Annotated in this window: 11 protein-coding genes; 9 read left to right on the forward strand and 2 right to left on the reverse strand. The window is 69.9% G+C overall.

The window, feature by feature from the left end:
- The first annotated feature begins 163 nt into the window (after positions 1 to 163).
- The 4 genes from AACH10_RS18250 (at position 164) to AACH10_RS18265 (ending at position 5,943) form a co-directional block, all read left to right on the forward strand.
- The gene (locus tag AACH10_RS18250) at positions 164 to 1,570 is read left to right on the forward strand and encodes an aminotransferase-like domain-containing protein (RefSeq protein ID WP_341411915.1); all 1,407 of its coding nucleotides are present in this window, start codon (positions 164 to 166) and stop codon (positions 1,568 to 1,570) included.
- 118 nt (positions 1,571 to 1,688) lie between these two features.
- Positions 1,689 to 4,334 (forward strand): alanine--tRNA ligase, encoded by a 2,646-nt coding sequence (alaS, locus tag AACH10_RS18255; protein ID WP_341411916.1) that lies wholly within the window; start codon positions 1,689 to 1,691, stop codon positions 4,332 to 4,334.
- 160 nt (positions 4,335 to 4,494) lie between these two features.
- Positions 4,495 to 5,055, forward strand: coding sequence for a GNAT family N-acetyltransferase (locus tag AACH10_RS18260; protein ID WP_341411917.1), 561 nt, complete (start codon positions 4,495 to 4,497; stop codon positions 5,053 to 5,055).
- Between the two features lie 120 nt (positions 5,056 to 5,175).
- The gene (locus AACH10_RS18265; RefSeq protein ID WP_341411919.1) at positions 5,176 to 5,943 is read left to right on the forward strand and encodes a UPF0149 family protein; all 768 of its coding nucleotides are present in this window, start codon (positions 5,176 to 5,178) and stop codon (positions 5,941 to 5,943) included.
- On the opposite strand, the gene AACH10_RS18270 is transcribed toward AACH10_RS18265, so the two are convergent.
- Positions 5,921 to 7,609, reverse strand: a complete 1,689-nt coding sequence (locus AACH10_RS18270; protein WP_341411920.1) for a PEP-CTERM sorting domain-containing protein — start codon at positions 7,607 to 7,609, stop codon at positions 5,921 to 5,923. The two genes, AACH10_RS18265 and AACH10_RS18270, sit on opposite strands and share 23 nt — an antisense overlap.
- Between AACH10_RS18270 and coaBC the strand changes: the two genes are divergently transcribed.
- On the forward strand, positions 7,589 to 8,854 hold the full coding sequence (gene coaBC / locus AACH10_RS18275; RefSeq protein WP_341411921.1) for a bifunctional phosphopantothenoylcysteine decarboxylase/phosphopantothenate--cysteine ligase CoaBC: 1,266 nt from the start codon (positions 7,589 to 7,591) through the stop codon (positions 8,852 to 8,854). The genes AACH10_RS18270 and coaBC overlap by 21 nt on opposite strands.
- Positions 8,851 to 9,300, forward strand: coding sequence for a dUTP diphosphatase (gene dut / locus AACH10_RS18280; RefSeq protein WP_341411922.1), 450 nt, complete (start codon positions 8,851 to 8,853; stop codon positions 9,298 to 9,300). The genes coaBC and dut overlap by 4 nt, the downstream gene beginning before the upstream one ends.
- A 90-nt stretch (positions 9,301 to 9,390) precedes the next feature.
- Here the strand turns inward: dut and AACH10_RS18285 are convergent, their stop codons facing one another.
- Entirely contained in the window at positions 9,391 to 9,912 is a 522-nt protein-coding gene (locus tag AACH10_RS18285) for an FKBP-type peptidyl-prolyl cis-trans isomerase (protein WP_341411923.1), read from the reverse strand.
- Between the two features lie 53 nt (positions 9,913 to 9,965).
- Between AACH10_RS18285 and AACH10_RS18290 the strand changes: the two genes are divergently transcribed.
- The 3 genes from AACH10_RS18290 to AACH10_RS18300 all read left to right on the forward strand — a co-directional run bounded on the left by AACH10_RS18290 (position 9,966) and on the right by AACH10_RS18300 (position 12,003).
- Complete coding sequence (locus tag AACH10_RS18290) at positions 9,966 to 11,111, forward strand: JmjC domain-containing protein (RefSeq protein WP_341411924.1); 1,146 nt, start codon at positions 9,966 to 9,968, stop codon at positions 11,109 to 11,111.
- A 1-nt stretch (position 11,112) separates the two neighbouring features.
- Positions 11,113 to 11,640, forward strand: coding sequence for a hypothetical protein (locus AACH10_RS18295; protein ID WP_341411925.1), 528 nt, complete (start codon positions 11,113 to 11,115; stop codon positions 11,638 to 11,640).
- Positions 11,641 to 11,787: 147 nt separating this feature from the next.
- Positions 11,788 to 12,003: a hypothetical protein gene (locus AACH10_RS18300; RefSeq protein ID WP_341411926.1), complete on the forward strand. Its 216-nt coding sequence runs from the start codon at positions 11,788 to 11,790 to the stop codon at positions 12,001 to 12,003.
- Positions 12,004 to 12,067 lie beyond the last annotated feature (64 nt).

Consider the following 12,067-nt stretch of genomic DNA (forward strand, 5'->3'; position numbering starts at 1 on the left):
CCTCGGACAGGGCAGGGCGGGTGGGGGTGCCGACAGTGCCGGCAGCATGCCGCCCACTCTAGGCAGCCGGCCTGGGCGCTACCATGTACAGCTTGCGCGCCGGGGCCGATGCACTGTGCAGGCGTCGTGCCCAGTACAGATCGCCGCCCACGCCCGGTTCCCGATGTTCACGCTCAATCCGCAGTCCTCCGTGCCCCTGGTCGCCCAGATCGTCGAGGGCCTGGCCCGGTTGATCGAGGACGGATCGCTGCGCGCCGGCACCAAGGTGCCGTCGATCCGGCAGTTCGCGCATGCGCACGAGGTCAGCGTGTTCACCGTGGTCGAGGCCTACGACCGTCTGGTGGCCCAGGGCTGGCTGGTGTCGCGGCCGCACTCGGGCTTTTTCGTGCGCAAGCGCGTCGGGGCGTCGGCGGTGGGCCGGGCCAGCGAGTCGCCGCAGGCCGGTGGCGCCGATTTCGACGCCATGTGGTACCTGCGCAAGATCTTCGAGAACCGGCACCTGTCGATGAAGCCCGGCTGCGGCTGGCTGCCCGGCGACTGGCTGTTCGAGGACGGCCTGAAGCGCAGCCTGCGCGGCCTGGCCGCCGAGGATCTGGACCTGGGCGGCTACGGCGACCCCAAGGGCTACCCCGAGCTGCGTCGCCTGATCCGCGATGCGCTGGCCGAGCAGGAGATCGCCGTCAACCCGGAGCAGGTGCTGCTCACCCAGGGCTCCAGCCAGGCACTCGACCTGGCCGCGCGCCGTCTGGTGCGACCGGGCGATGTGGTGCTGGTCGACGACCCTGGCTATGCCAACCTGCTGTTCTGCCTGCGCTTCATGGGCGCGCAGCTGGTGGGCGTGCCGCGCACGCCGGGCGGCTATGACCTGGGCGCGCTGGAGCGCCTGATCGCCGACCACCGGCCGCGCGTGTTCTTCACCCAGCCGCGGCTGCAAAGCCCCACCGGCTCGGTGGCCCAGCTGGCGCACCTGCACCGCGTGCTGCAGTTGTGCGAGAAGCATGATGTGGTCATCGTCGAGAACGACATCTATGCCGACCTCGACCCCGCGCCGCGCCCCTCGCTGGCCAGCCTGGACCAGCTGTCGCGGGTCATCCATGTCAGCAGCTTCTCCAAGACCATCTCGCCCAACCTGCGCGTGGGCTACCTGGTGGCCGACCCCGAACTGGTGGAAGACCTGGCGCAACTGAAGATGACCGCCGGCCTGACCTCGTCGGAGTTCACCGAGCGCCTGGTCTACGGCGCGCTGACCGAGGGCCGCTGGCGCAAGCACCTGAAGGCGCTGCGCGAACGCCTGGGCCAGGCGCATGAGCGCGTGGCCGGGCGGCTGGCCGCGCTCGGCTTCGAGATCTTTGCCGAGCCCAAGGCCGGCATGTTCCTGTGGGCGCGGCACACCGGGCTGCCCGATTCGGCCGCCATCGCCAACATGGCCGCCGAGCACGACATCCTGCTGGGCCCCGGCCACCTGTTCTCGGCCACCCTGGCACCCACCGGCTGGATGCGCTTCAACGTGGCCTGGTGCGAAGACGAGCGCGTGTTCGCCTTCCTCGAACAGCACCGGGTCACGGCCTGATCGGCCACCGCCCCGGGCGGCGCTCGCCCAGGGCCTAAAATCGCGGGTTCCGTGCGCCTTGCTGGCGTGCGCCGCGCGAACGCACCCTCGAACCCCTCACCAGGCACCGCCCGACCCGATGAAAGCCGCCGAGATCCGCTCCACGTTCCTGAAGTTCTTCGAGTCGAAGGGCCATGCCATCGTCGCCAGCTCGCCGGTGATCCCCGGCGACGACCCGACGCTGCTGTTCACCAACGCCGGCATGAACCAGTTCAAGGACGTGTTCCTGGGCTTCGACAAGCGGCCGTACAGCCGGGCCACCACCAGCCAGAAGTGCATCCGCGCCGGCGGCAAGCACAACGACCTGGACAACGTGGGCTACACCGCGCGGCACCACACCTTCTTCGAGATGCTGGGCAACTTCAGCTTCGGCGACTATTTCAAGAAGGACGCGATCAGCTACGCCTGGGAGCTGCTGACGGTGCACTTCAAGCTGCCGTCCGACAAGCTGTGGGTCACCGTCTATGCCGAGGACGACGAGGCCTACGAGATCTGGAACAAGGTGGTGGGCGTGCCTGCCGAGCGCATCGTGCGCATCGGCGACAACAAGGGCGGCCGCTACATGTCCGACAACTTCTGGATGATGGGCGACACCGGCCCCTGCGGCCCGTGCACCGAGATCTTCTACGACCACGGCCCCGAGGTGGCGGGCGGCCCGCCCGGATCGCCCGACGAGGACGGCGACCGCTACATCGAGATCTGGAACAACGTGTTCATGCAGTTCAATCGCACCGAAGACGGTGTGATGCACAAGCTGCCCAAGCCCAGCGTGGACACCGGCATGGGCCTGGAGCGCCTGGCCGCGGTGCTGCAGCATGTGCACAGCAACTACGAGATCGACCTGTTCGTGAACCTGCTGGCCGCGGCCAAGCAGGCCGTGGACGCCGCCAGCCCGGCCGGCAACGACTGCGATGCCAGCAGCCCCAGCCTGAAGGTCATCGCCGACCACATCCGCGCCTGCAGCTTCATCGTCACCGACGGTGTGATCCCCGGCAACGAAGGCCGCGGCTATGTGCTGCGCCGCATCGCCCGTCGCGCCATCCGCCACGGCTACAAGCTGGGTGCGCGCAAGCCCTTCTTCCACACCCTGGTCAAGGCCCTGGCCGCCGAAATGGGCGAGGCCTACCCGGAACTGGCGCGCGACGCCCAGCGCGTGACCGAGGTGCTGAAGACCGAGGAAGAGCGCTTCTTCCAGACCATCCACCACGGCATGGAGATCCTGGAGGCGGCACTCGCCAACATGGACAAGTCGGGCACCAAGACCATCGACGGCGACACCGCCTTCAAGTTGCACGACACCTACGGCTTCCCGGTCGACCTGACCGGCGATGTGTGCCGCGAGCGTGGCGTGGCGGTCGACGAGGCCGGCTTCCAGGCGGCGATGAACCGCCAGCGCGAGCAGGCCCGCGCCGCTGCCAAGTTCAAGATGGCCGCCGGCCTGAGCTACGACGGCGCGCCCACCACCTTCCATGGCTACGAGCACCTGCAGTGCGAGACCTCGAAAGTGACGGCGCTCTACATCGACGGCAGCCCGGTGCAGCAGGCCAAGGCGGGCGATGACGTGGTGATCGTGCTCGACCACACGCCGTTCTACGCCGAGAGCGGCGGCCAGGTGGGCGACACCGGCGAGCTGCGCAATGCCGTGGCCCGCGTGCAGATCGAGGACACCACCAAGATCCAGGCCGATGTGGCCGGCCACCAGGGCCGCGTGCTGGAAGGCAGCATCGCCGTGGGCGACAGCTTCGTCGCCAAGGTGGATGCCGAGCGCCGCGCCAAGACCGTGCGCAACCACAGCGCCACCCACCTGATGCACAAGGCCCTGCGCGAGGTGCTGGGCGCCCATGTGCAGCAGAAGGGCTCGCTGGTCACGCCCGAGCGCACGCGCTTCGACTTCTCGCACAACCAACCGGTGACGGACGACGAGATCCGCCGCATCGAGACCCTGGTGAATGCCGAGATCCTGGCCAACGCCGGCACGCAGGCCCAGGTGATGGCCATTGATGACGCGCAGAAGAGCGGCGCGATGATGCTGTTCGGCGAGAAGTACGGCGAAACGGTGCGCGTGCTCAGCATCGGCAGCAGCAAGGAGCTGTGCGGCGGCACGCACGTCAAGGCCACTGGCGACATCGGCCTGTTCAAGGTGGTGGCCGAAGGCGGCGTGGCCGCCGGCGTGCGCCGCATCGAGGCGGTGACCGGCGACAACGCGCTGGCCTATTTGCAGCAGCTGGAAAGCACCGTGGGTGGTGTGGCCGGCACGCTGAAGGTCACGCCCACCGAGGTGCCGGCGCGTGTGAACGCCGTGCTGGAGCAGGTGCGCGCGCTCGAGAAGGAGCTGGCCGCGCTGAAGGGTAAGCTGGCCTCGTCGCAGGGTGACGGCCTGGTGGCGCAGGCGGTGGACGTCAAGGGCTTGAAGGTGCTGGCCGCGATGCTGGAAGGCGCCGACGCCGCCACGCTGCGCACCACGATGGACCAGCTGAAGAACAAGCTCAAGACCGCCGCCATCGTGCTGGCCGCGGTCGATGGCGGCAAGGTGCAGCTGGCCGCCGGCGTCACCGCCGACAGCGTGGGCAAGCTCAAGGCCGGCGAGCTGGTGAACTTCGTCGCCCAGCAGGTGGGCGGCAAGGGCGGCGGCAAGCCCGACCTGGCGATGGCCGGCGGCACCGATCCGTCCGGCCTGCCCCAGGCCCTGGCCAGCGTGGCCGCCTGGGTGGGCGAGCGCGCCTGATCCGGTATCTCGCTTGAACCAAGACGAGGGGCGCTGCGGCGCCCCTCGTGCTGGGTGGGTCTGCCGCGGGCCTGCCGACCAGGCCCAAGAGGAGTCGGCCGGCACCACGCCGTTGACGGCGACCGGAGCGGCGTCAACACTCGGGCGCTGGAGGAAACCGATGACGACCCACGCCCCGTTGACCATCCGCCGTGCCACGCCGGCCGATGCCGCCGCCTACACCCGCATCATGGGCCACCCCGAAGTGCTGCCCAACCTGATGCAGGTGCCGTACATGGTGGAAGAGCGCATGAAGGCCGGGCTGATCGAGCAACAGGCCCTGGGCAAGACTGATCTGTTCCTGGTGGCCGAGCGGCCCGATGCGCATGGCGAACCGCAGGTGGTGGGCACTTGCGGCATGCACCCGGTGGGCGCCCACCTGCGCCGCCGCCACGTGATGATGCTGGGCATCTCGGTGGCACCCGAGGCGCAGGGCCAGGGCGTGGGCCGTGCGCTGATGCAGGCCCTGGTCGACTACGCCGACCGCTGGGCCCAGGTGTTGCGGCTCGAGTTGCAGGTGTACGCCGACAACCACCGCGCGATCGCGCTGTACGAGTCGATGGGTTTTCGCCACGAAGGCCGGCATGTGGGCTATGCGCTGCGCGACGGGCAGTACGTCGATTCACTGTCGATGGCGCGCCTGCATCCCAACCCGCCGGTCTGGCCGCCGCAGGGGGCCTGATCGCCGCCACGGCCAGGACGCGCGCAGCGGCGACAATGTGCGATTGAACCGGAACCACGCCATGCGCTGCTGCACCACCTTCCTGAACCCCCACCGCCGGCCCGCGCCGGCCCGCGCCGCATGAGCCGCGCCCCCCGCAGCGCCACCGAGGCGCAGATCGACGCGCTGGAGAAGCTGTGCGAGCGCCTGGCCGGCTTCGGCGCCGACACCTCGCTGGAGTGGCTGGATGGCTACATGACCGCCATTGCCGCCAGCCGCCGCGCCATCGCCATCGACGAGTGGCTGCCCAAGGCCTTTGGTGACGCCTTCGAGCGCACCTTTGCCGACCCGCTGGACCTGGAAGGCGCCCGCGCCACGCTGCAGACCCATGCCGACCTGCTGGCCAGCCAGCTGGACGCCGAGGAACTGCTGGACGCCCCCGACAACCTGCGCCTGGCGCCGCTGATGGCCCAGTACGACGACGCGGCCCGCGCCGAGATGGTGGCCGAGGGCCACGCCACCGAGGACGAGGCGCGCGACCTGCTGCAGACCGGTGCGCTGTGGTCCGAGGGCTTCCAGCAGGCCGTGGAGCACTTCGCCGACGACTGGCCCGAGCCAGACCCCGAGAGCGACGAGGGCGTGTGGTTCGACAGCTGCATGATGCGCGTGCTGGCGCTGACGCTGCCGCAGAAGGAACTGGCCGAGCACCTCGAGGCCGAATACCCCGGCGAGACGCTGGAGCGCGATCAGATCGTCGACGAGGCCTGCTTCGGCATCCAAGACCTGCGCGTCTACTGGCTCGATCACGCGCCCAAGCCCGAGACGCGCCGCGTCGAGGCCAAGGTGGGCCGCAACGACCCGTGCCCCTGCGGCAGCGGCAAGAAGTTCAAGAAGTGCCACGGGGCCTGAGCGGCCTGCGGCAGCTGAGTCCGGCCCCGGCGATCAGCCCCATCGCCCAGAGCGCCCAGGTGCCGGGCTCGGGCACCTGGGCCGTGATGGCCAGCTGCGTGCCGGTGAAGCGGCCGTCGGCCATGAAGCTCACGCGCGTGACGAATGCCCGGGCGTCGTTCGGATCCAGCATGGCGCCGGTCTCGATGCCGGTGACGGTGAATTCGGCCACGCCGGCGGCGAAGCCCAGCGCTGTGAAGTCGATCAGTTGCCCGCCCTGGACGTCCAGACTGCGCCCGCCCACCAGCAGGGTGTAACGGTCATCGCCAATGCGCTGCGGCAGCATCACCGTCTTGAACAGCGGGTCGCCGACGCCCAGCTGGTAGCGGTAGCCCACGGCCACCTCGGGATCGAGGAAGATCGGCACATCGGCACGCACCGCCACGGCGAAGCGAAACTCGCCGGCAGCCGTTCCAGCCTCGGGCAACACCACGGGGGTGGCGATGAAGCCCTCGGTGCGTGAGCCATCCACTGGGCTCCAGCTGCCCACCACCTGGCCCAGGTCGTTCAGCCCGACGGCGTTGCTGAAGCCGGCCTTGGTGGGCAGCACCTCGATGCCCTGCGCGGTGCCCACCCAGGCGCTTTGCACGAGGCTGTCTCCCACCGTGTCATACAGCCAGCCGGCCATCAGGCCGTCGGCGTTCACGGCGCGCGGCGACAGCCGCTGGTGGCCGAACAAGGGCAGCGTGCCGCGCGTGCCGGTCAGCGGGTCGTAGATCAGCGGTGCGCGGTCAGGCGCGTTGGATGACCCGATCACGCGGCCCTCGTTGTCCACCGCAGCGGCGACTGCGAAGCCAGAACCGCGTGCCGACGGAAGCAGGCTGTAGCTGCCGGTGCCGAGATCCAGGCGAAACAGGGAGAACGTGCTGTCGCTGAACGCTTGTCCGATCACATAGCGCCCATTGGGCGAGATCGAGCGCAAGGTGGTCTGCTGAATGCCGGCCAGAGGCAACTCAACGGTTTGCCACGGTCCACCGGCTTGGCCTACCGTACCCACCACGACCGGCGCGGTGATGGTCTGTTCGATCTGCGTCTGGCTGACCGGGTCCCAGACGTAGGTGGTGGATTGGTAGCTGCGCGTCGGATCGTCGTGGTAGCCGGCGATCAGGCCGCTGCTGCTCAGCGAGACGGGAAACAGGGCGCTGCCATTCGGCGCTGTGAGCCGGACGATCTTGCTGGCGTCGAGCAGGAAGCCGATCCCGCCGTCGTCACCGGCCGTGCCCGCCAGTCGGCCCTGATTGTCGATGTCCCAGAACCACGAAGTGGTCTGACCGGGGAACGAGAAGTACTCGATGGCCCATCCGGTACCAGCCTGCGCCGTGCCGGCCAGCGTCAGGCCCAGCAGCCAGGGCAGGGCTGTGCGCAGGCCGCCGTCGCGAAGCCGGATGTTCGGCATGCGCTGCCGGGGCGTGCGGTCATCGCTGCGCAGCGCGGTGGGCGCGGCAGCGACAGTGCGTGGTTGCGTGGTCATGCGGATCTCCTGCTCGGCTCGGTACGGTCGGGCCTGGCCAGCACCCGCACGGGTCGATGGTCGCCGGCAATCCGTGCGGCGCGCATCCCACGCCTTCAGGATGCACGGTCGCGCGCTGGTACATTGCGCGCCACCATGTCCATCCCCGTTCCTCATTCCCCGCAGCCACTGGGCGGTCGCCACATCGTGCTGGGCCTCTCGGGCGGCATCGCCTGCTACAAGGCGGCCGAGCTGGTGCGCGAGCTGGGCCGCGCCGGCGCCAGCGTGCAGGTGGTGATGACCGAGGCCGCCTGCCAGTTCATCACCCCGGTGACGATGCAGGCGCTCTCGGGCCTGCCGGTGGTGCTGAGCCAGTGGGACGCGCGCGAGCCCAACAACATGGCGCACATCAACCTCAGCCGTGAGGCCGATGCGATCCTGATCGCGCCGGCCTCGGCCGACTTCATCGCCAAGATCGCGCAGGGCCGGGCGGATGAGCTGCTGTCGCTGCTGTGCCTGGCGCGACCGCAGTCAGCGGATGCCGCCATCGGCCGCAGCGTGCCGCTGTTGCTGGCGCCGGCCATGAACCGCGAGATGTGGCTGCACCCGGCCACACAGCGCAATGTGCGCCAGGCGGTGGCCGACGGCGCCACGGTGTTCGGCCCCGGCAACGGCGACCAGGCCTGCGGCGAGGTGGGCGACGGCCGCATGCTCGAAGCCACCGAACTGCGCGACGAACTGATCGCGTTCTTCCAGCCCAAGGCCCTGGCCGGCAAGCGCCTGCTGATCACCGCTGGCCCCACCTTCGAGGCCATCGACCCGGTGCGCGGCATCACCAACCTGTCGTCCGGCAAGATGGGTTTCGCCATCGCCCGCGCGGCGCAGGAGGCCGGTGCCGAGGTCACGCTGGTGGCCGGCCCGGTGGCGCTCGACACGCCGCGCCATGTGCGCCGCATCGACGTGAAGAGCGCGCTGCAGATGCACGACGCGGTGCTGCCACTGGCCGCTGCGCACGACGTGTTCGTGGCCACCGCCGCGGTGGCCGACTGGCGGCCGGCCAGCAGCGCCGGCGAGAAGATCAAGAAGGATGGCTCGGGCCAGGTGCCGGCCATCGCCTTCACCGAGAACCCCGACATCCTGGCCGCCGTGGCGCGGCTGCCGCAGCCGCCGTACTGCGTGGGCTTCGCGGCCGAGAGCCATGACCTGGCTCGTCACGCCCGCGAGAAGCGCCTGCGCAAGGGCGTGCCGCTGATCGTCGGCAACCTGGGCCCGGCCACCTTCGGCCGGGACGACAACACGCTGCTGCTGGTGGACGATGCCGGCGAGCGCGAGTTGCCCACCGCCGACAAGCTCAGCCTGGCCCGCGCGCTGGTGGCCGAGATCGCCACGCGCCTGGCCGCATCGACCCCGAAGACCGCATGACCACCATCGACCTGAAAGTGCTCGACGCCCGCATGGCTGAGCACCTGCCCGCCTACGCCACGCCCGGCAGCGCCGGCCTCGACCTGCGCGCCTGCATCGACGCACCGCTGACGCTGGCCCCAGGGCAGTGCGAGCTGATTCCCACCGGCATCGCCATCCACATCGCCGATCCCGGGCTGGCGGCGATGATCCTGCCGCGCTCGGGCCTGGGCCACAAGAACGGCATCGTGCTGGGCAACCTGGTGGGACTGATCGACAGCGACTACCAGGGCCCGCTGATGGTCAGCTGCTGGAACCGCGGCAGCACGGCCTACACGCTGGAGCCGATGGCGCGCCTGGCACAGCTGGTCATCGTGCCGGTGGTGCAGGCCAGCTTCCGCCGCGTGGACGAGTTCGACGCCTCGCAGCGCGGCGAGGGCGGGTTCGGCTCGACGGGGAAGAACTGAGCAGCGGGCCGTGCGCCGGGCCGCTCCCAAGCCGGCCCGCACCCGCCCGGCGGGTGGCCCTGCGGTCCCGCAGGGCCGGGTGCACCATGATCAGTGCAGGTGCGGCGGCGTCTGCGCCGCATGCGCCACGCTCAGCAGGCTCTCGGCCACCGAGCCGGCTTCGGTCTCGGCCTCGGTGGCCTCGCGCACGGCCGACACCTTGACGTGCAGGTTCAGCGCCACGCCGGCCAGCGGGTGGTTGCCGTCCAGCACCACGTGCGACGGATAGATCTCGGTCACGGTGTAGATCAGGTCGGTGGGCATGCCCACGGTGGCCGCGCCCTCGGGCAGGCCGTCGAACTGCATGCCTTCTTCCACCGCCTCGGGGAACACGGCACGGTCTTCGAAGCACACCAGCTGCGCATCGTAGTCGCCGAAGGCGTGTTCGGGTTCCAGGTGCAGGTCGGTCTCGAATCCGGCTTCCTGGCCGGCCAGGGTTTCTTCCAGCTTGGGCAGCAGGTCGTCGCCACCGTAGAAGAACTCCATCGGTTCGAGCAATTCATCGATGGCCTGGCCCTGGGCATCGGCCAGGGTCCATGTCAGGCTCACCACGCAAGGGGCTTGGATCAACATGCGGTCATGATCGCACATGCCGGCCGACGGCCTGCGCAGCGACAATCCACCGCATGGATGTGAACCAACCCACCGCCTTGCTGGGCGGCCTGTCGCCCGACCGTTTCATGCGCCGCCACTGGCAGAAGAAGCCACTGCTGGTGCGCCAGGCCTGGCCCGGCGTTCAGCCCCCGATCGCCCGCTCGGCGCTGTTTGACCTGGCCGGCCAGGAGGGCGTGGAAAGCCGCCTGCTGACGCAGTTCGATGGCCGCGGCCAGCCCGGCTGGCAACTGCGCCACGGCCCGTTCACGCGGCGGCAGATCCCGGCGGTGGGCAAGCCCGGCTGGACCCTGCTGGTGCAGGGCCTGGACCTGCACCTGGATGCCGCACACGCGATGCTGGCGCCGTTCCGCTTCGTGCCCGATGCGCGCTTGGACGATCTGATGATCTCGTATGCCAGCGATGGCGGCGGCGTCGGTCCGCACCTCGATTCCTACGACGTGTTCCTGCTGCAGGTGCACGGGCGGCGGCGCTGGCGCTTCGGGCCGGTGAAGGACCGCAGCCTGGTGCCCGGCCTGCCGGTGCGCATCCTGGCCAACTTCGAGCCCACCGAAGAGCATGTGCTGGAGCCCGGCGACATGCTGTACCTGCCGCCGCTGTGGGGCCATGACGGCATCGCCGAGGGCGAATGCATGACCTGTTCGGTGGGCTTTCGCGCCGCCACGCAGACCACGCTGGCGCAGGACCTGCTGCAACGCCTGGCCGACGACCTGGAGGCGCCGCCGCCCGGCGCACGCGAGCCGATCTACCGCGACCCCGGCCACGGCGCCACCGCCACGCCGGGCCGCATGCCCGAAACGCTGCGGCAGTTCGCCATCGCCGCGCTGGAGCGCGCGCTGGAGGATCCGAAGGCACTCGACCGCGTGCTCGGCGCGGCGATCACCGATCCCAAGCCGCAGGTGTGGTTCGACGCGGGGCAGCCGGTCGCACCGGGGCAGGGCGTGCAGTTGGATCGCCGCACCCGCATGGCCTACGACGCGCACCACGTGTTCATCAACGGCGAGGCCTTCGAGGCCGGCGGCCGCGATGCGCGCCTGATGCAGCGCCTGGCCGATGAACGCGCGCTGGCCGCCGCCGAGGTGGCGCGCCTGGGCGAGGGCGCCCGCGCACTGCTGGACGACTGGGCCGAGGCCGGCTGGCTGCACGGCCGGAACGGATGACATGAACGCCGGTGACGGCCCTGCGCCTGACGCGCCAGGTACGCGTGCGGCCGAGGTGCTGATCGGGCGCGAGGCCTGGGTGCAGGCGCTGCGCACCGCGTTGACCGCTCTGCCCGCGCTGGCGCCGGCGCCGCGTGAGGTGTTGCTGTGGGGCAGCGATTTCGGTGAATGGCCGCTGGACGAACCGGCCGTGCACGCCGCGCTCTCGCTGTGGCTGCGCGAGCCCGGCCGCCGGTTGGTGCTGATCGGCCATGACTTCGACGCCACGGCGCGCCGGCATCCCCGCCTGACGCGCTGGCGGCGCGACTGGTCGCACCGCATCGAGGCCTGGCGGCCCACGCAGCCGGTGCAAGGCGAGCCGATGGGCTTGCTGCTGTGCGGCGAGCGTTGCTGGCAACTGCTCGACAACGTGCACTGGCGCACCAGAATCGTCAGCGATGCACCGATGTTGCGCGCCTGGCGCGAGCAAAGTGATGCATGTTTGCAACGATGCGAGCCCTGCTGGCCCCCGACCACGTTGGGTTTATAGGGACGTTCCCTAGTATGGCTATAATGGCGGGCTAGTCCCAGAAGGGCTCGAGCTTTCTGGGTCTGGTTTACGACGGATCTGTTTCAACCGATGCGTCGGATCCTATTACCGGTAATTGTTGATCGACCTCTTTAAAGGACAAACCAAATGAACAAGTCGCTCCTGCTGGCTTCGCTGATCGCTGCTGCTGCCCTGACCGCCTGCGGCAAGAAGGAAGAGGCTCCGGCCCCCGCTCCGGCTCCCGCCGCTGCCCCGGCCCCCGCCGCTGACGCCGCCGCTTCGGCTGCCGCTGCCGCCGCTTCGGGTGCTGCCGCTGCCGCTTCGGGCGCCGCTGACGCTGCCGCTTCGGCCGCCAGCAAGTAATCTGGTTTCGCACGGCCTTCGGGCCGTTCGCCAGATCGGAAAAGCCGCCCCTCGGGGCGGCTTT

This window comes from Pseudaquabacterium inlustre (genome assembly GCF_038066595.1).
GTDB classification, from domain to species: Bacteria; Pseudomonadota; Gammaproteobacteria; order Burkholderiales; family Burkholderiaceae_C; genus Pseudaquabacterium; species Pseudaquabacterium inlustre.